Origin of the sequence: Polaromonas sp. (genome assembly GCF_039932935.1) — a bacterium.
Lineage (GTDB): Bacteria > Pseudomonadota > Gammaproteobacteria > Burkholderiales > Burkholderiaceae_C > Polaromonas.
In genome coordinates, this window is sequence record NZ_JBDTPB010000145.1 from 98,663 (window position 1) to 120,450 (window position 21,788).

The following is a 21,788-nucleotide window of genomic DNA, read 5'->3' on the forward strand; positions in this document are numbered from 1 at the left end:
TTCTGCGGTGTTTCCCGAACAGACTCCGATTGCCGCGCCTGCGGTTCCACAACATCGAAAGGTTGACCCCATGGTCGAGACCCTCTCCGCTCCTGTTTCGCAATCGAAAATTTCGGTCAAGAACCTCGATTTTTACTACGGCAAGTTCCACGCCCTCAAAAACATCAATCTGGAAATTCCAGAGAAGAAAGTCACGGCTTTCATCGGCCCTTCGGGCTGCGGCAAGTCCACGCTGTTGCGTATTTTCAACCGCATGTATGAGCTTTACCCCGAGCAGCGCGCCGAAGGCGAAATCATGTTCGACGGCGAAAACCTGCTGAAGTCAAAGAAGGACGTGGCGCTGATCCGCTCCAAGGTCGGCATGGTGTTTCAGAAGCCGACGCCGTTTCCGATGTCGATCTACGACAACATCGCTTTCGGCGTGAAGTTGTTTGAAAGCCTCAACGCCTCGGACATGGACGAGCGTGTGGAGTGGGCTTTGCGCAAGGCCGCGCTCTGGACTGAAGTCAAGGACAAGCTGAACCAGAGCGGCTCCAGCCTTTCGGGCGGCCAGCAGCAGCGCCTGTGCATCGCACGCGGCATTGCCATCAAACCTGAAGTGCTGTTGCTGGACGAACCCTGCTCGGCGCTGGACCCGATCTCCACCGCCAAAGTGGAGGAGCTGATTGCCGAGCTGAAGAACGAGTACACGGTGGTCATCGTGACGCACAACATGCAGCAGGCAGCCCGCTGCAGCGACTACACCGCCTATATGTACCTGGGCGATCTGGTGGAGTTTGGTGTCACGGAAGACATATTTTTCAAGCCCAAGCGCAAAGAGACCGAAGACTACATTACCGGCAGATTCGGCTGACCCCCGTCTCGGCTCACTGCGTGTAGCCGGATCCCCCCTTGCAGGGGGCAACAGCAGTGGGCCCGGCAAAGCCGGTTCCACGCTGTTACTGGCCTGGAGCGCAGTGCGACCAGCCTTGTTATTGACAGATATAAGGGAAACATATGCCTGATAAACACCTATCGACCCAGTTTGACAGCGAACTCAACGGCGTATCTTCGCGCGTCATGGAATTGGGCGGCCTGGTCGAGTCACAGATTCGCTTGGCCATCTACGCCTTGTCCCAGTTCAGCGCCGAAAGCGCGAACCAGGTGATCGAAACTGAAACGCGCGTCAATGCGATGGAAATCGATATCGACCGCGAGTTGTCGTCCATCATCGCGCGGCGCCAGCCCACGGCGCGCGATCTGCGCCTACTAATCGCCATTTCCAAGACGACGGCCAACCTGGAGCGCGCCGGTGACGAGGCCGAGAAAATCGCACGCATGGTCAAGTCCATCATTGAGAGCGGCTCTGCGCGGGCTCTGCCTTCGTCCGACCTGCGTGTCGCCGCCGAGCTGGCCTCTGGCCTGTTGCGAAAGGCGCTTGACGCGTTCGCCAGGCTTGACACCGCCGTGGCGGTCTCCATCCTCAAAGAGGACGACCAGATTGACCAGGAGTTCGACGGCTTTGTGCGCAAGCTGATCACTTACATGATGGAAGATCCGCGTACCATTTCGCCAAGCCTGGACCTGCTGTTCGTCGCCAAGGCCATTGAGCGGGTAGGTGACCACGCCAAAAACATCGCCGAATTCATCATCTATATTGTCAAAGGGGCCGATGTGCGCCACACCCCTATGGAACAGATTGAGTCTGCGGTGAAATGAGCCCCCACGGTCGCGCACTACGTGTCGCTTCCTGCCCCCCGAGGGGGCCGCTGCGCCTGCGGTCTGGCGAAGCCAGTCCCGCGGCCCCTGCTTGGATGGAGAATTGTCGGCAGCCGGGGGACGCTTCTACTGTATGGTGGCTTGGGCCTCTGTATTTCAAGAACGAATTTTCATCATGAAACATCTGCCACGCGTACTGATTGTTGAAGACGAGCCGGCCATTGCCGAGTTGATTGCCGTCAACTTGCGGCATGGTGGCTTTGACCCTGTGGTGGCGGAAGACAGTGTGTCGGCCCAGCGGGAGCTGGATGCCGTGCTGCCGGACGTGATTCTGCTGGACTGGATGTTGCCGGGACAAAGCGGCCTGGCATTGGCTCGCCACTGGCGCAAGCAGGCGCGTACCAAGAGTATCCCGATCCTGATGCTGACTGCGCGAGGCGACGAGCCAGACAAGGTCGCGGGGCTTGATGCCGGCGCGGACGACTACATCACCAAGCCTTTTTCCACCCAGGAACTGCTGGCCCGCATTCGTGCGGTACTGCGTCGCCGTGCACCCGAGTCGGTCAATGACAGCGTCACCGTGGGTGCCCTGGTTCTGGATGCGGCCACGCACCGCATCTCTCACCAGGGTCAGGAGCTCAAGCTGGGCCCCACCGAGTTCAAGCTCCTGCACTATCTGATGAAGCACGCCGAGCGGGTACACAGCCGCAGCGCACTGCTCGACAAGGTTTGGGGCGACCACGTGTTCATTGAAGAGCGTACGGTCGATGTCCATGTCAAGCGTCTGCGGGAGGCCTTGGGCGCTGCGGGCGCCATGGTGGAAACCGTTCGCGGCGCGGGCTACCGTTTGACGGCGATGCCCGCCAACAACCCGGTGGTTGCTGCACAATCCAGCGCATGATCCTGGGAACAGTCGTTGGATGTGCCCGAGCGTGCCGTGCGTGGGGTGCCAGGCAAGGCGCGACAACGCATTGGGCTGCTGCCCACAAGGCGGAGCAACGCCGCATGGCGCACTGCGCACGGTGCAATCGGGTACATAGCGCTGGCACCCCCAAGGTGATTTCGAACGAAGAGGCAAACGTCAATGCGCATGCGGGTTTTTGAGTGTTTACACGCGGTCAACGGCTGTTTCCAGGATGATTAACCGCTGGGTCATTTTTGCCGCCTGCATGCTTGCAGGGGGCGGTTTGGGCTTTTGGGCAAGAACTGCCAACGGGTTGACCTTCGGGTTGGGCATTGGGCTCGCCGTGGGTGCGCTGGTGTGGCTGCTCATTGACAGTCTTCATGCGGCCCGCCTTTTGAACTGGTTGCGCGCCGAGCAAAACAACGATACGCCGGCTGTGACAGCCGGTACCGCGCCCAGCTTGCCAGGGGTGTGGGGCGAGGTGGCAGACCGAACCCGCAGGCTGCTGAAAAACCGCGACCAGCAGCTGCGTGAAAGCCAGGCTCGCCTCGACGAATTCCTGGCCGCCATGCAGGCCTCTCCGAGCGGTGTGGTGCTGCTCGATGCCCAGGGCCGCATCGAGTGGTGCAACCAGATGGCGACGCAGCATTTCGGCTTTGACGCCCAGCGCGACGTGTTGCAGCACATTGCGAACCTGGTCCGGGCACCGGCCTTTAATGCCTATATGGCGGCAGGCGACTACTCACAGGACGTGGTAATTCCCGGCAGTTTCAGCACGCCGGCCCGGCCCGTGAAACTGTCGGTGCATGTGCATTCGTACGGTAAAAATCGCAAGCTGCTGCTGTCTCGTGACATCACGGCTGTCGAACTGGCGGAGGCCATGCGCCGCGATTTTGTGGCCAACGTATCGCACGAGATACGCACGCCGCTGACCGTGCTGTCCGGCTTTATTGAGACGCTGCAAACCCTGCCGATCAAGGAGGCGGAGCGCGCCCGCTACCTGGCACTGATGGCGCAGCAGTCGCAGCGAATGCAGACGCTGGTCAGCGACCTGTTGACCTTGTCACGCCTCGAAGGCAGCCCATTTCCGGGCGCCAATGACTGGATGACGCTCAGCGCCTTGCTGGCGCAGTGCGAACAGGAGGCCAGGGCCTTGTCGTTGGTGATTGCGCCGCAGGGACACCGGCTGGAATTTGACCTGGGCCCTGTCTCTGAAATTGCCGGTGTGCAGACCGAGCTTTACAGCGCCATGTCCAATCTTGTCACCAATGCGGTGCGCTACACCCCGGAGGGCGGCGTGGTCCGCGTGAGCTGGAAACTGCTGGAAGATGGTCGGGGGGAGTTCAAGGTCAGGGATTCCGGCCCTGGCATCGCGGCTGAGCACCTTCCGCGACTGACGGAGCGCTTCTATCGGATAGACCGCAGCCGGTCGCGCGAAACCGGCGGCACCGGCCTGGGCCTTGCCATCGTCAAGCATGTGGCGCAGCGCCACGGTGCTGAGCTCAACATTCAGAGCGAGCCGGGGCAGGGCTCCTGCTTCTCCATTATTTTCCCCGCGGCGCGGGTTCGCCGTATTCAGGCGGGTTGAGCAGGTTTCAGGCTGCGCCTGACCGCAAGCCATAACAGAACCAGCAGGCATGCCGCGACCAGGCCGATGGCGAGCGTACTGGCGGCCCAAAAGCTGCTGGCGGACTGCGTTGCTGCCCGGCCCGCAATGCCGTCGTAGGTCAGGCGGTAGCCACCCAGAAGCCCAAGCCCCCAGAGCAGTACGCCATAAAGGGCCAGCGGCGCAATCGTGATGCGGTAGCAGCGCAGTAAAAAGGCGGTCAATGCTTGCGTGGCATCTGCCACGTGATAGAACGCCACCCAGACCAGCAGAGAGGAGGCCAGTGCGACGATCTCTGGATTGCCGGAGTACCAGCCCGTCAGCAGAGGGCCGGCCATTGACACCATGGCCGCCAGTGCCAGCGCCGCGAGCACTGTGAGCTTGAGGCCCAGCAAGACCACGCGTTTGGCGTAATCCGGACGCCCGGCGCCCATCCAGAAGGAGACGCGGGCACTGCAGGCAATCGCCATGGACAGCGGCATCATGTAGAGCACCGCCGCCACACTGGAAGCAATCTGGTGGCTGGCAGAGGCCACGGTGCCCAGGCGCGCGATGAACAGCGCCATCAGCGTGAACGAGGTTACCTCGACCAGGTAGGCGAGTCCCCCCGGAATGCCGAGTCTGGCGAAATGGCCAATTTGCCGCCAATCCGGCCGTTCCATGCGCTGCCAGATGCGATACGGCAGATAAAGCGTCTGCGTGCGCAGCATCAGGATGGCCAGCGCCAGGAGTAGATAGTTGACGATCAATGTAGCCCACGCGCAGCCGACGGCGCCCATGGGGTCGACACCGGCGCCGCCAGCCACGAGCCAGATCGACAGCGGAATCTTGACCATCAAGGCGCCGACCTGCAACCAGGTGACCAGCCGCGGTTTGCCGAGCGACTGGTTGAAGGTGCTGTAAATGCGAAAGAGCAGCGAGGGTGCGAATGCGAACGCCAGCACCGCGAGGTAGTGTTGTACTTCATCCCGCATCAGCTCGGGCACCTGAGCCCAGCGCAGCAGGGGGCCGGGAAACAGCATCGCGGCCATGCCCACCGCCACGATGAAAACGCAGAGGTACATGCTTTGGCGCAATGAAGCTCCCACCGCTTCGTGCCGGCGTGCGCCCAGCATTTCGGCCCAGATCGGCAAAAGCGCCTGCACGATGCCGATCAGGCCGACATACACGCTGACGTACAAGGCCGAACCGACCGACAGGGCGGCCAGGGCCTCATCGCTGTAGCGGCCGGCGATGACCGTGTCGGCCACGCCGAAGGCCATGACGGCCAGCTGCCCGACAAGCACGGTGCCCGCGTGCTGGCTGATGATCTTGAGTTCGCTCAAGGGCTGGTTTTTGGCGGGGAAGGGGAAAGGCTCACGCGCTTGAACAGCAGGACGTTTTCAGTCTTGTCTGTGGGGCGGCGCACCGTTGCCTGGAACGCCCAGTCGGGCAAATTGACGGTACCGCTGAGTTTGGACTGGGCTTCGACATCCACAATCAGGTACGGGCAGCTTGCTTTTGGCCCGGCCTGCCGGAGTTCAAGCCCGCCGTGGTATTGCAGTGCGGCGGCTTGCGCGCTGCCTAAGCCGTAGATTTCGACACAGGCGTTCTTATCGACAAGATGGGCAATCTGGCGGGAAAGCGGTGCGAGGCTGCGGGCATAGTCAAGCAGCGGCAGCCACAGTGTCATCAGCAGCAGCCAGCACAGGGTCGCGCCGCCGGCCGGCAATACCAGCGACTTCCAGATAGCTGCGCGCTGCGCACCGGCGCGCCATTTGACAAGCCAGGCCCAGGCCAGGGTTGCCAACAGGGCGGCCAAAAAAGCCAGCCATGAAAAACTCGGTTCAAAGCCCGGCGCAAGTTTCGCAACATTGGCTGCGGGTTGACGCGGAACCCCTGTCTGCATGGCGATCCAGACCACCCAGATGACGACGCCGCAGCCGGTGAAAAACAGCAGCGTGAACCAGTCAATCAATGAAGCCACGCTGCGCTTGAGCGTGGGAAGCGCAAAGGCTGCCAGCGCCGCAAGGGGGGGCAGGCTGAGCAACAGGCTGCGGTCGGAAGCCGTGGTGGTCAGCGTGGCGGCCACGGCCATCGCAGCAAACCACAGCGGCAGGGCCACGTGGCGGCTGGCCAGCTGCCTGCGCCAGCGAAAGAGCGTCCACATCGCCAGCGGCCAGGCTGGCCAGGTAAACCACAGCAGCAGCCGCCCCAGGCTGCGCCAGTCTTTCAAGGCAGATTGGGCATCGGTACCCGGCAGGTGGATTCTCCAGCGCCATAGGTTCAGCCCATAGGCGAGCAGCACTACCAGCAGCGTAATGCCGGTGATCAACAGCACCCAGTGCCAGGACTGTTGCCGGGCCGCGGGATCGGACTGGTCGGCGCCCCAGCGCATGTGCGTCCATTCCACCAACGCTCCACCTACGCCGAACAACAACGCCAATGTCGGGGCGCCGCTCAGCGCCAGTCCGGCCAGCCCGATCAGCAAGCCAAATGCCGGGCCCAGGATTTTGGTTGCCGGGCGGTAAGGGCTTGCCGCCATGGCGTAAAACGCCAGCGCTGTGAAACCCAGTTGTGCCAGGGCCGGTGTGGTTTCGTGGGAAAGCTGCGCCAGGCCAAGACTGGCGATCAAGGCCAGCAAGGCAGTATCGGCGATGGCGCGGGCGTAGTCGACCGGGCTCGCCTCACCGCCAAAGGCAAAAGCCACTGGTTGCGCCTGGGGGCTGCGGGCAAGGTAGTAGACGGCATACCAGGTTGCGAGCATCGTCAATACGAGCAGCGTCACAAATGGAATGCGGACGGCCAGGGCAGGGTCCAGAAAAGGAAAGATCTTGATGGCGACGGCACCCAGCCAATAGGGTGCCAGTGCGTCGAACTCTGTGAACTGGCCCAGCAGCTGGGGACGCAGCCAGTTGCCGGCCATCGAAGCGAGTTCGCGCATCACACCGAACGCGGCAATGTCTTCGTTTTTCCAGGGTCCACGCCCCAGAAAGCCGGGCAACACATAGGCCGCGCAAAACAGCAACAGGGCGAGCCGCGGCAGGCGGCGCACTGCGGACTGGGCAATGATGGCGGGAGACGGTTTGTTCAAAACGGTTGGGTCCGGTCGATCAGGGGAGCGGTAAAAGGTCGCGGTGACGTCAAGGGTCAACGCGGGTTACGGCTGATTCTGCGTTAAACCAGCTGCGTGGGCATCAGACGGCACCGGCAAATTTTGCCGAAAAAAAAGCAGCCTGAAATTCAGGCTGCTTTTTGGCGGGCTGGCGAAAGTTATTTCGCAGCGTATCCGGCAGCTTACTTCGCAGCTTCGGGTGCAGCCTCTTTGGCAGCGGTCTTGCCGAAACGGTTGCGGAATTTCTCAACGCGGCCGCCCATGTTGTCCACGGATTTTTGCGTGCCGGTGTAGAAGGGGTGCGATTCGCTGGACGTATCGAGCTTGTACAGGGGCAGTTCGCGACCGTCGTCCATCTTCACCATTTCTTTGGTGTTCACGCAGGAGCGGGTGACGAACTTGAAGTTGTTGGACAGGTCCACAAAACAAACTTCGCGGTAATTGGGGTGAATGCCTTCTTTCATGATCTTTCCTTATTCGTTGCGGGAGCCACTCCAAGCCAGTCCTGGGCACTTTCCGCTAAGCCAGCTATTATGACATGAAATCAACCACTTAGCGTAGTTTCGTCGGGTTTTATACCAGCCGGGGCCGCGGGACTGGCTTTGCCAGACCGCAGGCGCAGCGGCCCCCTCGGGGGGCAGGAAGCTACACGAAGTGAGCGACCGTGGGGGCTATGTCTTAGCCACCCCTTCGCATCATGTCGAAGAATTCGTGGTTGTTTTTGGTGGCTTTCATGTTCTTGAGCATGAGCTCCATGGACTCGATTTCATCCATGTTGTACATGAATTGACGCAAAATCCGCGATTTTTGGAGGATTTCGGGTGCAAGTAGCAGTTCTTCCTTGCGGGTGCCGCTGCGGTTCAGGTGAATGGCCGGGAACACGCGTTTTTCGTAAAGGCGGCGGTCCAGATGGATTTCGCAGTTGCCGGTGCCCTTGAATTCTTCAAAGATCACTTCGTCCATGCGGCTACCGGTGTCGACCAGGGCGGTGCCAATGATGGTAAGGCTGCCGCCTTCTTCAATATTGCGGGCTGCACCGAAAAAGCGCTTGGGACGTTGCAATGCATTGGCGTCCACACCGCCGGTCAGCACTTTGCCGGAGGAGGGCAGCACGTTGTTGTAGGCGCGCGCCAGGCGGGTGATGGAGTCCAGCAAGATGACCACATCCTTGCCGAGTTCGACCAGGCGCTTGGCGCGTTCGATCACCATTTCGGCCACGTGCACGTGGCGTGCGGCAGGTTCGTCAAACGTTGACGAGATGACTTCGCCGCGCACGCTGCGCTGCATTTCGGTCACTTCTTCAGGGCGCTCATCCACCAGCAGCACCATCATGACCACTTCGGGGTAGTTGGCGGTGATGGCGTGGGCGATGTTCTGCATCATCACGGTCTTGCCGGACTTGGGCGGCGCCACCAGCAGGGCGCGCTGGCCCTTGCCGATGGGGGCGACGATGTCGATGATGCGGCTGGTCAGGTTCTCTTCGCCCTTGATGTCGCGCTCGAGCTTGAACTGCTCGCGCGGGAACAGCGGGGTCAAGTTCTCGAACATGACCTTGTGCTTGTTGTCTTCAGGCAGGCCGTCGTTGACCTTGTCGAGCTTGTTCAGGGCAAAGTAGCGCTCGCCGTCTTTGGGGGTACGCACTTCGCCTTCAATCATGTCGCCGGTATGCAGGTTGAAGCGGCGGATTTGGCTGGGGCTGATGTAGATGTCGTCGGTCGAGGCGGTGTAGCTCGAGTCCGGTGCACGCAGGAAACCGAAACCATCGGGAAGCACTTCCAGCACGCCGTCGGCCACGATGGTCTCGCCGGTTTTTGCACGTTTTTTGATGATGGCGAACATCAGCTCCTGCTTGCGCATACGGCCGACGTTTTCGATCTCAAGGGCTTCGGCCTGCTTGAGGACTTCAGACACGTGCAGTGCCTTGAGTTCGTTTAAGTGCATGGAATTACTCCTTGCGGAGTTCATTGATGGAAACGGGGGAGGTTTGAAAAGAAGCCGCAGAAGATGGCTTACAAACCGGGAACTCGAACCGGATGGCAGGGGGCCAGCCGGTGAATAAAGCACATTATGACAGGAAATTCAGGCAGAAATCCAGGCAAAAAAGCGGGTGGATATTTGCGCGTCAGATCGGGCCGCCACAGGGGCCGGGCCGGTCAGGAAGCGGCAAGGTGCCGTGCTTCCTTTCCGGTGCCCAAAAAGTTCAGGCCAGTTGCTGGTCGATGAAAGCGGTCAATTGGGCCTTGCTCATGGCGCCGACCTTGGTGGCGGCCAGCTGGCCGTCCTTGAACAGCATCAGCGTGGGGATGCCGCGGATGCCGAACTTGGCGGGGATGTCGCGGTTTTCGTCCACGTTCATCTTGGCGATTTGCAGACGGCCGTCGTAACCGGTGGCCACTTCGTCCAGAATCGGCGCGATCATCTTGCATGGGCCGCACCATTCAGCCCAGTAGTCCACCAGCACGGGTTTGGAGGCTTGCAGCACGTCGGCTTCGAAGGTGGCATCGGTGGTATGTTTGATCAGTTCGCTTGCCATGGCGGCTCCTTTGTCTGGTTAGGATGGGTACGATACGGTACAGGGCTGAAGTTGCAGTCATTGTGGCAGAAAGCAAGTGGCCGGGTCAGGCGGGCAGGGGCTATGGCCCCGATAGCGATTATTCAAATGGCCGCCTTCGCACCGTCTCTTCGCCGGCTTCCCTATTTCACTCCGACCTGATATTCCTTTCCTGCGAACGTCTTCCCAGCCTTTATGCCAACTCCCCCGAACGCTGATGCTCCATTGCCCACGCCCGACGCGCTGTGCTGGCATCGGGCCATCGGCCGGCTGGCGGCTGTTTTGCAGGCGCGGGGTGTTCACCCTGCGGAAACCGTGGTTTTGCTCCCCTATGCCCAACTGATCCAGCAGGCGCGCCGTGCCTGGGCTGCGCAGGCGGGCGAGACTTTTTTTGTTCCCCGCTTTGAAACCACCATGAACTGGGCCAGCGGCCTGGGCGGTACGCTGGGTCTGCATGTGCCTTCGGGCGACGACCTGCGCATGGATGTGGCGGTCGACATGCTGACGGCCGCATCGCTGCTGGGCCGTGCGGGCCTGGGGGCGCAGCAGGATGCACTGTCCGGCCGGCTGGTCGAAGCGGCCTGGAGCCTGGCCGGTGTTGCCGCTGGCGTCGTGCCGGCCGGGCGCCGGGCCTGGAGCGAGCGGTTGGCGCTGACGCTTGGCGCGGGTCTGGATTCGCCGGTGCTGGCACTCGAGGCTGCCGTGGGGCGCATTGCGCTGGCCTGGGCGGCGGCTTCAGCCTATCCGACAGACCGCCTTTTTCAGGCAAAACCGCAGCTGTTGGCTGTGCTCGAGGGCTTTCAGGCCGATCCGCTCACCGAAGCCCTCAAGGCGCATTTCGGTGATCGCGCGGTCGCCATTCCACTGACCTTTTCCTTTGAGGGCACCGTGCCGCCGCCAGCGCTGCACGCCGCGCAGGACGCCGAAGACGAAGCCGGCCGCGCCGCTGCCTGCGTGCTGGCGCACCTGGCGCAAGGCCGCAGCCCGGTCGCGTTGATTGCGCAGGACCGGCAGCTCACGCGCCGTGTCGGCGCCATGCTGGCAGAGCGCGGCATTGCCATGCGCGATGAAACCGGCTGGAAGCTTTCGACCACGCGCGCCGCCGCCAGCCTGATGAGCCTGCTGCGCGCCATGCCCTGGGATGCGTCAACCGATGCCGTGCTGGACTGGCTGAAAAACGCGCCGGCATTTGATGCCGCGCTGGTAACCGCTGCAGAAACCGAACTGCGCAAGACCGGTGTGCGCGCCTGGCGCGACCTGCCGGACTTTCCAGAAGAAGACATTTTGCCGCCCGCATTTGCGGCAACCGGCCCACTGGCGCGCGAAGTGAACGCATTGCGCAGCCCATTCGGCCGTGCCCGCCCGTTGGCGATGTGGCTGCGCGACCTGCGCAGCCTCCTGCAATCGGCCGGACAGTGGGACGCGCTGGCGCAGGACGAGGCCGGGCAGACCGTGCTGGACGTGCTGCGCCTGCACGAAGGCGCCGAGACCGAATTTGAATCCTCGCCGGTGATGCGGCAGCATGACTTCACGCAGTGGGCCAACCAGGCGCTCGAAGGCGGCAAGTTTTCCCCGGTGCATCCGCCCGCGGAACAGGTGGTCATCCTGCCGCTGGCGCAGCTGCTCGGCCGCCCCATGCAGGCCGTGGTGCTCCCCGGTTGCGATGAAATCCGCCTGCCGGTGTCGCCGGAACCTGCCGGCCCCTGGACGCCTAGCCAGCGCGAACTGCTGGGCTTGCCGTCGCGGGAAGTACTTGCCGCCGCCCAGCGCCAGGCCTGGCGCTATACCTTGCAAATGCCGCATCTCGATGTGCTGTGGCGCACCAGTGAATCCGGCGAGCACCTGATCCCCAGCGGCTTCGTGCAGGAACTGCTGCTGAACCAGAATCATGACCAGGGCGGGGATGCTGCGCCCGGCATGGCCGCCGACCCGCGCAGCCTGCGCGCCGTGGCCACGCAGCCCACGCCACATCCTTTTCCAACCGGCGAGGCCTTGCCCGTCAACCGTCTTTCGGCCAGCGCTTACGAAGACCTGCGGCGTTGCCCCTACCGCTTTTTTGCGCTGCGCCAGCTCCGGCTGCAGGAGCCCGAAGAGCTTGAAAGCGAGCTGGGCAAGCGCGACTTTGGCAATTGGCTGCACAGCCTGCTGCGGTATTTCCACGAAGCATTAAAGAACGCCCCCACGCTTGCCACTTCGTGTGCTGCGCTGCCCCCCGAGGGGGCTGCTCCGCCTTGGGGCGGCCCGGCGGCGGAGCGGGCTCCAGCCCAAGACCTGCAAAGGCGCATAGAGATGATCAATGCAGCGGCCGAGCGTGCCACGCAGGAGCTGGCGCTCAGCGACAGCGAGTTTTTGCCCTTTGCCGCGGCCTGGCCCGGCGTGCGCGAGGGCTACCTGAAATGGCTGGCCGACCATGAAGCCACCGGCGCGGTATTTGACGAAGCCGAAGTCTGGCGCGAAGTGCCCGTCGGCACGCTCACGCTGCTCGGCAAGCTGGACCGCATCGACCGCCAGCCCGACGGGCACGCCCTGGTGATCGACTACAAGGCCGAGCCGCGCACCACCACGGCCGAGCGCATCAAGAACGGCCAGGAAGACACGCAACTGGCGTTTTATGCCGCGCTGATGAGCGACGACACGCTGGGCGCGGCGTATGTCAACCTGGGCGAAAAAGAGCCCACCAAAACCTACGAGCAGCCCGACATCGTCGGCCTGCGCGACGAACTGATCGACAGCATCGTGACCGACATGGCGCGCATAGCACGCGGCGCCAAACTGCCGGCGCTGGGCGAAGGCAAAGCCTGCGATTACTGCGCGGCCCGCGGCTTGTGCCGCAAGGATTTCTGGAATCTGGATGAATAAGGCCCCCACGCTCCCCACTTCGTGTGGTTCGCTGCCCCCCGAGGGGGCCGCTGCGCCTGCGGTCTGGCAAAGCCAGTCCCGCGGCCCCGGCTGGGGTGAAGAGCCCCCACGGTCGCTCACTGCGTGTAGCTCCCTGCCCCCCGAGGGGGCCGCTGCGCCTGCGGGCCGGCAAAGCCGGACCCGCGGCCCCTGCTTGAATGGGATCCGTGCGCTTGCAAGGAGTGGTGGACGATGAAGATCGCCCACACCGCCGCCTATGAATGCAACGGCGAGCCGGTCTCCGCCGAAGCGTTTTACGCCATTGCCTGTGACCCGCGGCGCAGTGTGGCGGTTGAGGCCTGCGCAGGCGCGGGCAAAACCTGGATGCTGGTGTCGCGCATCGTGCGGGCCTTGCTTGACGGGGCCACGGCCGTGCCGGGGCAGCAGGTCTTGCCGCATGAGATCCTGGCCATCACGTTCACTAAAAAAGCTGCCGGCGAAATGCGCGAGCGGCTGGACGACTGGCTCAAGGCCTTTGCCCATGCCGACGACGAGACCCTGCAGCGCGAACTCGAAATGCGCGGCGTCAGCGTCGATTTTGCAAGCCAAAAAGGTCTGAAGTCCGCACAGGCCGTGCGCGAGCAGCTATCAAATTTATACCGCTCCATTTTGGCCAGCGGCCGCTCGGTGCAGATCCGCACCTTCCACAGCTGGTTTGCGGCCTTGCTGCGCAGCGCGCCAGTGGCGGTGCTTCAGCGCCTGGAGCTGCCGGTGAACTACGAGCTGCTGGAAGACGACGCACCGGCGCGCGCGCTGGTATGGCGGCGTTTTTATGCGGCAGTTTCGGCTGATGCCTCGCTCAAGGCCGACTTTGAAGCGGTGGTGCTGATGTACGGGCGTTTCCAGGCCGACAAGGCCTTGCAGGCTGCGCTCGACAAGCGCACCGAATTCACGCTGGCCGACGAAAAAGGCGTGATCGACGCCTCGGTGCAAGCCTTCAGCGCGCAGTTCACCGAATTTGGCGGCCTTGACGAACCGGAAGAGCTGCTCAGCACCAACCGCTTTCACCGGCAAACGCTGAGGGACGCCGCACTGGCACTAGGCCGTGCGAGCGCGCCGACTTTTTCGGCCAAGGGTGTGGAGCTCGAACAGGCGCTGCCAGCCGGCGACTTCCCGGCGGCATTTGCGGCTCTTTTGACCAAAGGCGCACCACGCAAGTTCAGCGAAAAAATCGTCGGTATTGAGCAGGTGCGCATTGCCCAGGACCTGGTGCTGCGCGTGGTGGCGGCCCGCCAGCAGCACGATGCCTGGCTGTACCAGCAACGCATGGCGCGGCTCACACGTGTGCTGATCGCCCAGTTCACCGCCTTGAAGCGTGACCGCGGCTGGGTCGACATGAACGACGTCGAGCGTGCCGCGCTGCTGATGCTGGCCGACCCGGTGTTGTCGGGCTGGGTGCAGGAGCGGCTGGACGCGCGCATCCGCCACCTGATGATCGACGAGTTCCAGGACACCAATCCGCTGCAGTGGCAGGCCCTGTATGCCTGGCTCATCGGCTACTCCGGTGCGGGTACGGCGCCCAGCGTGTTCCTGGTGGGCGACCCCAAACAAAGTATTTACCGCTTTCGCCGCGCCGAGCCGCAGGTGTTCCGCGCCGCGCAGGCTTTTGTGGTGCACGGTCTGGGCGGTGATTTGCTCAGTTGCGACCACACGCGCCGCAACGCCGAAGCGGTGATCGACACCGTCAATTCGGCCATGGCCGTGGCGCGCGAGGCCGACGGCTATGACGGATTTCGCGAGCACACCACGGCCTCGGGCCTGGCCGGCGCTGTCGGCCGCCTGCCGCCCATTGCGCGCAACAAGGACGAAGAAGAAGCTTCGCCGCTGGCCGCAGGCTGGCGTGACAGTCTGACCATGCCGCGCGAGCTGCCCGAAGAAACCCTGCGCACGCGCGAAGCCCGGCAGGCCGCAGCGTGGATATCCGAACAAATCGCCGCCGGCTTGCGGCCGCAGGATGTGATGGTGCTCTCGCGCAAACGCGCTGGTCTGCTGCCGCTGCAAGACGAGCTGCGCGCACTGCATATCCCTGCGCAGGTGGGCGAAAAAACCGAGCTGATCGACTGCTGTGAAGTGCTGGACATCGTGGCGCTGCTCGACGTGCTGGTGTCGCCGCAGCATGACCTTTCTTTGGCGCGCGCACTGCGCTCGCCGCTGTTTGGCCTGGCCGACGAAAGCCTGGTGGAATTGGCCCTGCTGCAGCGCGAGCACCACCTGCCGTGGTACAGCTTGCTACAAAAAGAGGAGCTGCTTGCGCCCGTCCTGAAAGGGCTGGGGGCTATTTTTGCCAAATGGAAGCGCTGGCTGGACCGCCTGCCGCCGCACGATGCGCTGCAGGGCATTTACGACGACGGCGACGTGCTGGCGCGTTTTGGCGCCGCGGCTCCGGCGGCGCAGCGCAGCGCGGTGCTGGCCAATCTGCGCGCGCTGCTCGGTGTGTCGCTGGCGCTGGACGGCGGGCGTTACGCCACGCCCTATGGTTTTGTGCGCGCGCTCAAGGCCGGCGGAACGCAGGCGCCGGCAGCAGTCAGCAGCGAGGCCGTCCGGTTGCTGACAATTCACGGGGCCAAGGGCTTGGAGGCAGAGGCCGTGCTGCTGCTGGACACCGACACGGTGGAGCGCAACGCCGACAGCATGGGCGTGCTGGTCGACTGGCCCGGCGAGGCGACCGAGCCGCGCAAGTTCGTCTTTCTGGTTAGCGAAAGCCGGCCGCCGGCCTGCGCTGCCGAGACGCTGGCCAGTGAGCAGGCCGCGCGCAAGCGCGAAGAACTCAACGCCCTGTATGTGGCGCTGACACGCGCCCGCCATACGCTGGTGATCTCTTCCATCGAGCCGCACCGCGTGACCACCGAAAGCTGGTGGCAGCGCCTGTACGCACTGGTGGGCGAGCTGCCCGCGCCGGTGGCCGACGAATCCGCCGCGGCGCGGCCGGACCTGGTGGACACCGGCATTTTTTACCTGCCCGAGTTGCCGGCCTTGCCCGAAGCCCTGGCGCCCGCTGTGCCTGCCGTGGAGCGGGTGGATGAAGATTCGCTGAAGGCGCGCATCGGCAAGGCCATGCACCGCCTGCTGGAGTGGGGCGGTGCCTTGTCGGCGCCGCAGGTCACGGCGGCGGCGCGCGAGTTTCGCTTGAGTCCGGCGCAGGCGGCCGAGGCTGCTGCACTGGCCAGGCGCATTCTGGCGGGCGAGGGCGCCTGGGCCTGGAGCGATGACGCCGTGGCCTGGCAGGGCAACGAAGTCGGCCTGGTCTATGCCGGGAAAGATTTGCGGCTGGACCGCCTGGTGCAGCGCAAGGACACCGGCCACGAAGGCCACTGGTGGGTGCTTGACTACAAATCCGCCGTAGCGCCGGAGCTGCAGCCTGCGCTGGTGACGCAGCTGCAGGCCTACCGCGCGGCGGTGCAGCTGATTTACCCCGGCGCACCGGTCAAAGCAGCTTTCCTGACGGGCCGGGGAACTGTGGTCGAGGTGGATTGATCTCACACAGCCCGGGTCATCTCCTGACTTCAAGATTCAAGAAAGACACAACCATGTTCAAACAACTTGCCGCCTCGCTGGTCCTTCTGGCCACGCTGCCTCTGGCGTGGGCGCAAACCGCCGCGCCCGCCAACCCCACGGTGCGCCTGCGCGCCACGATTGAAAAAGTCGATGCGACCAGCCTCACTGTCAGGGAGCGCAGCGGCGAAGTGATCACGCTGGTACGGCCGGCCGAGATGGACGTGTCCGAGGTGTACCCGCTGGCATTGGCCGACATCAAGCCCGGCAGCTATATCGGCACCGCGGGCATGCCGCAGGCCGATGGCACCCAGCTCGCGCTGGAGGTGCTGGTGTTCCCCGAAGCAGCGCGCGGCGCCGGTGAGGGCCATCGCCCCTGGGATTTGCGGCCGGACAGCACCATGACCAACGCCACTGTGGCCGACCTGGCCGCGGCACCGTCGTCCGTTCCGGGTGGCCAGAAGCTCACGTTGCGCTACAAGGACGGCGAGAAAACCGTAATCGTTCCGCATGATGTGCCGGTGGTGTCGTTCAAGCCCGGCAAGGCCGATGAAAACGTGCTGCTGGTGCCCGGCGCCAAAGTCATGATCACCGCGCAGGAAAAAGCCGGCAAGCCAACCGCGCTGCGCGTCATCGTTGGCCGCAACGGTTTTGCGCCCCCGATGTAAGCCTGCCGCGTGCTGAAAGGGTGCGGGCTGTGATAATTGACGCTCGCCGCGCAACGGCTTGCCGCTGCACCCGCACCGTATTGTTGGCTTTATAGCCCTCTAGCCCAATAGGGACGAGCGCAAGCAGCTATTAAAATGAGAGCAAATAAGGCCGCCTGAAAAGTAGCGTCTCACCACGGCTTTTCAAAAAAAACGCAGGCGGTTTGCCTTTCACCCCGCCACGTTCCTTCAGTTGATTCAGTTCACTCAGATTCACTCAGATTCATTCACATTCACTATTTCTCGCCGCCGCGAGCAGACGGAACCCCTTTTGACCGATTCAGCCTCTCCCATGAAATCACCGCCTGCCGGCCCTTTGCGCATTGCCGTCATAGGCGGTGGGCCCGCCGGCCTGATGGCTGCCGAAGTGTTGGCGGGGGCCGGTGCGGCCGTGCAGATTGAGGTCTATGACGCCATGCCTTCGGTGGGGCGCAAGTTTTTGCTGGCCGGGATTGGCGGGCTCAACCTCACGCATTCAGAAGCGCCCGAGGCATTTTTGAGCCGCTACGGCGAGCGCGCCGCGCAGCTGCAGCCGTTGCTGGCCACGTTCGGCCCGACACAGCTGCGCAGCTGGGCGGAAGCGCTGGGTGTGGAAACCTTCGTCGGCAGCTCGGGCCGCGTGTTTCCCAAAGACATGAAGGCCGCACCGTTGCTCCGCGCCTGGTTGCACCGCCTGCGCGTGGCGGGCGTGCGGTTTTCCATGCGCCACCGCTGGCTGGGCTGGGCCGATGACGGCGCGCTCAAGTTCTCTACATCCGCCGGCGAAGTGCAGGTGCAAACCGACGCCGTGGTGCTGGCATTGGGCGGCGGCAGCTGGGCACGGCTGGGGTCAGACGGCGCCTGGGCGCCTTTGCTGGCCAGCCGCGGCGCAGCGGTCGCGCCGCTCCAGCCGTCCAACTGCGGCTTTGACATGGCAGCGCAGCCGGACAGCCCCGCGCAGCTTGAGGCAGCCGCAGCCGAACCCGGCGAGACCCGCCGCGAATTCTTGCAGGAGATCATCGGCAAAAATACCGGTAAAGGCCCGCAGGCCAAGGCCGGCTGGACGGAACACTTCTCCAGCCGTTTTGCCGGCCAGCCCTTCAAGTCCGTCGCCATCCACTTCACCGATTCACGCGGCCGCAGCTTTAGCCGCAAGGGCGAATTCATTGCCACCGCCACGGGCGTGGAAGGCAGCCTGGTTTACGCCGCCTCCAGCCTGCTGCGCGACGAAATTGCCGCCCACGGCAGCGCCACCTTCATGCTCGATTTATTGCCGGACAAATCGCCCGAGCAGGTGCTGGTGGAAGTGCGCCACCCGCGCGGCTCACGCTCGCTGTCCAGCCACCTCAAAAGCCGCCTCAACCTCGACGGCATCAAGGCCGCGATGCTGTACGAGCTGCTGAGCAAAGACGCCATCGCCGACCCAGTGCGCCTGGCCGCCGGCATCAAGGCCTTGCCGGTGCGGGTCACCGCCGCCAGGCCCCTTGACGAAGCCATCAGCACCGCGGGCGGCGTGATGTTTGAGGGCATGAGCGGGCAGCTGCAGTTGCAGCCGCTCAATGGCGTCAGCCAGCCGGTGTTTTGCGCCGGTGAAATGCTCGACTGGGAAGCGCCCACAGGCGGCTACCTGCTCACGGCCTGCTTTGCCAGCGGCCGTGCTGCCGGGCAGGGCGTTTTAAGCCATTTTGGCCTGTAGCCCAATGGGGGCGAGCGCAAGCAGCTATTGATTTCGTAGCAATAATTGACCGAACCATCCGCCGTTGAGCGAAAGGCCCGCCATGATCGTCCGTTTTAACATCGACTCCTTTGACAAAACCCAGTACGAATACCGTGTGACCTACGAAGGCGAAGACCTGTTCGGAGACGCAGGGTTGGGCGGGATCGAAGAGTGCATCATCGCCGCCACCGAAGGCCTGGGCCAGGATGCCGTCGCCGCAGAAGTCGCCTTCCGGGGCATCATCAGCGGCACCTACCCGCTCGCGTCACTGGCGCTCATGTCCGCGCAGATCGCCATGCATGCATTGCAGACTGCCGAGGCGGTTGAGGAAGTTAGCCGGGGCTAGACCATCGTATGAAGCCGTATTCCATCCTCTTTGTCTGCATGGGCAACATCTGCCGCAGCCCAACAGCCCACGGCATATTTCAGAAAATGGTTATGGACCGGGGCCTTGCAGATCAAGTGCAAGTCGACTCGGCCGGCACGCACAACTACCACCCCGGCAACCCACCCGACGAGCGTTCACAGGCGCACGCATTCAAGCGCGGCTATGACCTCTCAAGCCTGAGAGCCCGGCAGATTTCGGACGCCGATTTCGAGCGCTACGATTTGATTCTGGCGATGGACTGGGACAACCTGGTCTTGATCAAAGAAGAATGTCCCGCCGAGCATCTTCACAAAGTGCGCAGGCTCACGGAGTTTTGTTTGAAGCACGACAGCCCGGTGGTACCCGATCCTTACTACGGCGGCAAGGACGGCTTTGAGCATGTGCTGGACCTTGTGGAGGATGCGTGTGAGGGGTTGATGCGGTATGTTGAGCTGCGGCTGTAGCGCGTAAAGGCATGAACTCGAACGCGTGCTAGGCCAGCGCGGCCATTCGCGCCTGATACAAATCACGATGCGTGTCCGGCAAGGCGCTAGTGCCTGAAGTTTTAGATCCCCTCGATGCTACATGGCGAACGCCTATTTTTGTATCCCAGGTACATCCGCATTAAAGCAGTAGCCGAGCATCATCCGCGCTTCAGTATGCACGTCGTTTAGCATAGTGTCCGCAGACAGTAGGCCATCAAAGAAAGTTGCGTAAGCTGCGAGGACCATATCAACCATGTGATTCCGTATCTTGGCTGGGGCAGAGTTTGTTAACCCCCCGGCTACGCCTCCTCGAAGCGCAAGGAGATAAGTGCAAAGCGAGACACGAAAAATAAAGGTGTTCGGTAACTCTCCCCGTATGGGCATGCGGAGGCCTCCCGGAGCAACCCTAAAGGATTGCACACTCAACTGCAAAAGAGTTTCCATCAGGCGTCGAATCATCGACGGCGTATATGGATCGCCGCGTCGAAGAATGGCTCTTTCTTCCTTAGAGTACTCCATCGCTAAAGTGTCAAAAGTGGCTCCCAGGGTTGCCGCGTCTCCCAGCATTTGTACGTCGAGGTGTCCTCGCGCGGACTCGACGTTTTCTAATAGCTGCTTTTCCAGATGCTCATTTCCTAATCGAGCGAGTTCGAGGTGCTTTACAAAATCAGGGAATCCGGATGTTTGGTCCTCGTCTATGAGCCTACGTTGCAATCCCGCAGCTCGCCCGCTCATTGCACATACCTTTGCCGTGCCCTTCAGTATCTGGACTTGACGGGGGAAAGTCGCTAGAACCTCCATGGACTTGTACAAGGTTGAAAGGCTATCAGCCTTATAGGCTTCCATTCCTACGAAGTCAGTGAGTACGGCAATGTTCCTTGAGGATGCCGCAAGAAAAGAGCGAAGCTCATCGGAGCGCAGACGGTTGCTATCTATAATTTTTCTCATCGCATACTCTCGTCGGACCTCACATTAGTTCGCTTACCTTGAAGCGTGCAGGCATCCACGAATGCACGTCCAAGCGGCAAGGTAACAAGACAGCCCACATCAAGGCGGCCGCCTGAGTACATCAGCCCCGTCGTAATGCAACCCAGTCGCATCAGATTTGCAAGCGATAGGATCACCGCTTCATTCATGGAATTGACGGCGGCATCAGCCTTGTCATTGGCGGTATCCATCACGCGGGCGGAGGACGGTAGGTCTCCAGGCCACACATATACGTCCACCGCGTCGGCAGGTATGGGAACTGCATAAATCGCTGTGAGGTTTTGGATGTCAAGACTGGTCATGTCTTTCAACATGCTCACAAACATCGGTTGAACCTTTATACTGCTGCTGCCGTTGGCCGCGTTCACAAGCAAGTTCGCCCAACGATCTCGCAGAAACTCTTCATCCTCCATTGATCCCTCTTGGAGAATTGGGATGGCGAGCTTTAGCGGGAGTGGCCGAGAGGGCGTGTTGAGGCCTACTTCAGCCATCTTGGTATTGACCCGATTCATCAGGTCTACCTGTTGCTCCCATCTGACATATTTGAGTTTATCGGTCCAGATGCCCGCTGCTTGTTCTAACGGGCCTTGAATGAACTTGGCGATGAAGCCGCCAGCTTCCCTCGCAGCATCGATTGCTTTCCCCGAGGTCTTAGCCACTTCCTGCACTGCTTTTGCACCTTCTGTTGCCGGATTGTTCATGTGTACTCCCGTTTTGCCTCATCTCATTTTGCTTGAGGAAAGGAGAACCGGTGGGCGTCGGCTGGTCATGCCACTATGCCCCTGCAACGAGCTACCTCCGATACGCAGATCCTGGTGAAGGCGGCGACAGGTGACGTTAAGAAGCGGCAAGGTGGCATCCGCCGTTTTGCCTCGAATGCACCAAGTCATTCGGCCCGCTTCAGGGTATTTACTGGTGTCTTTTTTTCTTCATAAATTAATGAAGTGACACACTCAAGCGATACAAAGGCGCAGCGGGAAGCCGCTCTAGGCTTAAAAACCCCGCAAGAAACGCGGATTTGAGATGAATAAGGTGACGAGCCTTGACCCCGGCACTGACTCCACAGTTAGGGCTGCTTGGTTCCCCACCTGACCCGGTTGGCCGCTTTACCATGCGGGAAGGCCCGTCACGCACGATTGTAAATGACTTGGGAATGACCCCTCCGCAATAGTCCCCATTTGGGAAATGGCGGCGCAGGGGCTCTTCAGCCAAGCAGGGGCCGCGGGACTGGCTTTGCCAGACCGCAGGCGCAGCGGCCCCCTCGGGGGGCAGCGCATTACACGAAGTGAAAAGCGTGGGGGCC

At 62.2% G+C, this 21,788-nt stretch carries 17 protein-coding genes and 1 other RNA gene; 10 read left to right on the top strand and 8 right to left on the bottom strand.

Annotation, left to right across the window (positions count from 1 at the left end; all coding sequences use genetic code 11):
- Window positions 1-70: 70 nt before the first annotated feature.
- The 4 genes from pstB to phoR all read left to right on the top strand — a co-directional run bounded on the left by pstB (window position 71) and on the right by phoR (window position 4,190).
- Window positions 71-853: a phosphate ABC transporter ATP-binding protein PstB gene (gene pstB, locus ABI546_RS22205; RefSeq protein WP_348050331.1), complete on the top strand. Its 783-nt coding sequence runs from the start codon at window positions 71-73 to the stop codon at window positions 851-853.
- 143 nt (window positions 854-996) lie between these two features.
- Complete coding sequence (gene phoU / locus ABI546_RS22210; protein WP_348050333.1) at window positions 997-1,698, top strand: phosphate signaling complex protein PhoU; 702 nt, start codon at window positions 997-999, stop codon at window positions 1,696-1,698.
- Window positions 1,699-1,873: 175 nt separating this feature from the next.
- The gene (gene phoB / locus ABI546_RS22215; RefSeq protein WP_348050335.1) at window positions 1,874-2,599 is read left to right on the top strand and encodes a phosphate regulon transcriptional regulator PhoB; all 726 of its coding nucleotides are present in this window, start codon (window positions 1,874-1,876) and stop codon (window positions 2,597-2,599) included.
- Between the two features lie 268 nt (window positions 2,600-2,867).
- Window positions 2,868-4,190 carry a phosphate regulon sensor histidine kinase PhoR gene (gene phoR / locus ABI546_RS22220; protein WP_348050672.1) on the top strand — a complete coding sequence of 441 codons (1,323 nt, stop codon included), beginning with the start codon at window positions 2,868-2,870 and terminating at the stop codon, window positions 4,188-4,190.
- Here phoR and ABI546_RS22225 read toward each other — a convergent pair.
- From ABI546_RS22225 to trxA, 5 genes are all read right to left on the bottom strand, one after another.
- The gene (locus tag ABI546_RS22225; protein ID WP_348050336.1) at window positions 4,178-5,533 is read right to left on the bottom strand and encodes an MATE family efflux transporter; all 1,356 of its coding nucleotides are present in this window, start codon (window positions 5,531-5,533) and stop codon (window positions 4,178-4,180) included. The two genes, phoR and ABI546_RS22225, sit on opposite strands and share 13 nt — an antisense overlap.
- Complete coding sequence (locus ABI546_RS22230; protein ID WP_348050337.1) at window positions 5,530-7,281, bottom strand: hypothetical protein; 1,752 nt, start codon at window positions 7,279-7,281, stop codon at window positions 5,530-5,532. The genes ABI546_RS22225 and ABI546_RS22230 overlap by 4 nt, the downstream gene beginning before the upstream one ends.
- 203 nt (window positions 7,282-7,484) lie before the next feature.
- Window positions 7,485-7,766, bottom strand: a complete 282-nt coding sequence (locus ABI546_RS22235) for a type B 50S ribosomal protein L31 (protein ID WP_348050339.1) — start codon at window positions 7,764-7,766, stop codon at window positions 7,485-7,487.
- 214 nt (window positions 7,767-7,980) lie between these two features.
- Window positions 7,981-9,243, bottom strand: coding sequence for a transcription termination factor Rho (gene rho / locus ABI546_RS22240; protein WP_348050341.1), 1,263 nt, complete (start codon window positions 9,241-9,243; stop codon window positions 7,981-7,983).
- A gap of 259 nt (window positions 9,244-9,502) precedes the next feature.
- On the bottom strand, window positions 9,503-9,835 hold the full coding sequence (gene trxA, locus ABI546_RS22245) for a thioredoxin TrxA (RefSeq protein ID WP_077594529.1): 333 nt from the start codon (window positions 9,833-9,835) through the stop codon (window positions 9,503-9,505).
- A gap of 213 nt (window positions 9,836-10,048) precedes the next feature.
- Between trxA and ABI546_RS22250 the strand changes: the two genes are divergently transcribed.
- From ABI546_RS22250 to ABI546_RS22275, 6 genes are all read left to right on the top strand, one after another.
- Window positions 10,049-12,712, top strand: coding sequence for a PD-(D/E)XK nuclease family protein (locus ABI546_RS22250; RefSeq protein ID WP_348050342.1), 2,664 nt, complete (start codon window positions 10,049-10,051; stop codon window positions 12,710-12,712).
- 231 nt (window positions 12,713-12,943) lie between these two features.
- Window positions 12,944-16,225, top strand: a complete 3,282-nt coding sequence (locus ABI546_RS22255) for a UvrD-helicase domain-containing protein (protein WP_348050343.1) — start codon at window positions 12,944-12,946, stop codon at window positions 16,223-16,225.
- A gap of 53 nt (window positions 16,226-16,278) precedes the next feature.
- The gene (locus tag ABI546_RS22260) at window positions 16,279-16,911 is read left to right on the top strand and encodes a hypothetical protein (RefSeq protein WP_348050344.1); all 633 of its coding nucleotides are present in this window, start codon (window positions 16,279-16,281) and stop codon (window positions 16,909-16,911) included.
- Window positions 16,912-17,242: 331 nt separating this feature from the next.
- The gene (locus ABI546_RS22265) at window positions 17,243-18,625 is read left to right on the top strand and encodes a TIGR03862 family flavoprotein (protein WP_348050345.1); all 1,383 of its coding nucleotides are present in this window, start codon (window positions 17,243-17,245) and stop codon (window positions 18,623-18,625) included.
- Window positions 18,626-18,707: 82 nt separating this feature from the next.
- Complete coding sequence (locus ABI546_RS22270) at window positions 18,708-18,992, top strand: hypothetical protein (RefSeq protein ID WP_348050346.1); 285 nt, start codon at window positions 18,708-18,710, stop codon at window positions 18,990-18,992.
- A gap of 8 nt (window positions 18,993-19,000) precedes the next feature.
- Window positions 19,001-19,477: a low molecular weight protein-tyrosine-phosphatase gene (locus ABI546_RS22275; RefSeq protein WP_348050348.1), complete on the top strand. Its 477-nt coding sequence runs from the start codon at window positions 19,001-19,003 to the stop codon at window positions 19,475-19,477.
- A gap of 132 nt (window positions 19,478-19,609) precedes the next feature.
- On the opposite strand, the gene ABI546_RS22280 is transcribed toward ABI546_RS22275, so the two are convergent.
- The 3 genes from ABI546_RS22280 to ffs all read right to left on the bottom strand — a co-directional run bounded on the left by ABI546_RS22280 (window position 19,610) and on the right by ffs (window position 21,613).
- Window positions 19,610-20,446, bottom strand: coding sequence for a hypothetical protein (locus tag ABI546_RS22280; RefSeq protein ID WP_348050350.1), 837 nt, complete (start codon window positions 20,444-20,446; stop codon window positions 19,610-19,612).
- On the bottom strand, window positions 20,443-21,186 hold the full coding sequence (locus ABI546_RS22285) for an Abi-alpha family protein (protein WP_348050352.1): 744 nt from the start codon (window positions 21,184-21,186) through the stop codon (window positions 20,443-20,445). The genes ABI546_RS22280 and ABI546_RS22285 overlap by 4 nt, the downstream gene beginning before the upstream one ends.
- Before the next feature lie 330 nt (window positions 21,187-21,516).
- An RNA gene (gene ffs, locus ABI546_RS22290) (signal recognition particle sRNA small type) lies at window positions 21,517-21,613 on the bottom strand.
- Window positions 21,614-21,788: the final 175 nt, after the last annotated feature.

Bases quoted from the DNA above. Each gene is read 5' to 3' on its own strand.
- ABI546_RS22275 (WP_348050348.1), top strand. From the start codon at position 19,001: ATGAAGCCGTATTCCATCCTCTTTGTCTGCATGGGCAACATCTGCCGC.
- ABI546_RS22265 (WP_348050345.1), top strand. From the start codon at position 17,243: ATGAAATCACCGCCTGCCGGCCCTTTGCGCATTGCCGTCATAGGCGGT.
- ABI546_RS22260 (WP_348050344.1), top strand. From the start codon at position 16,279: ATGTTCAAACAACTTGCCGCCTCGCTGGTCCTTCTGGCCACGCTGCCT.
- ABI546_RS22250 (WP_348050342.1), top strand. From the start codon at position 10,049: ATGCCAACTCCCCCGAACGCTGATGCTCCATTGCCCACGCCCGACGCG.
- ABI546_RS22280 (WP_348050350.1), bottom strand. From the start codon at position 20,446: ATGAGAAAAATTATAGATAGCAACCGTCTGCGCTCCGATGAGCTTCGC.
- trxA (WP_077594529.1), bottom strand. From the start codon at position 9,835: ATGGCAAGCGAACTGATCAAACATACCACCGATGCCACCTTCGAAGCC.
- phoR (WP_348050672.1), top strand. From the start codon at position 2,868: ATGCTTGCAGGGGGCGGTTTGGGCTTTTGGGCAAGAACTGCCAACGGG.
- ABI546_RS22285 (WP_348050352.1), bottom strand. From the start codon at position 21,186: ATGAACAATCCGGCAACAGAAGGTGCAAAAGCAGTGCAGGAAGTGGCT.
- phoB (WP_348050335.1), top strand. From the start codon at position 1,874: ATGAAACATCTGCCACGCGTACTGATTGTTGAAGACGAGCCGGCCATT.
- phoU (WP_348050333.1), top strand. From the start codon at position 997: ATGCCTGATAAACACCTATCGACCCAGTTTGACAGCGAACTCAACGGC.
- ABI546_RS22255 (WP_348050343.1), top strand. From the start codon at position 12,944: ATGAAGATCGCCCACACCGCCGCCTATGAATGCAACGGCGAGCCGGTC.
- ABI546_RS22270 (WP_348050346.1), top strand. From the start codon at position 18,708: ATGATCGTCCGTTTTAACATCGACTCCTTTGACAAAACCCAGTACGAA.
- rho (WP_348050341.1), bottom strand. From the start codon at position 9,243: ATGCACTTAAACGAACTCAAGGCACTGCACGTGTCTGAAGTCCTCAAG.
- ABI546_RS22235 (WP_348050339.1), bottom strand. From the start codon at position 7,766: ATGAAAGAAGGCATTCACCCCAATTACCGCGAAGTTTGTTTTGTGGAC.
- pstB (WP_348050331.1), top strand. From the start codon at position 71: ATGGTCGAGACCCTCTCCGCTCCTGTTTCGCAATCGAAAATTTCGGTC.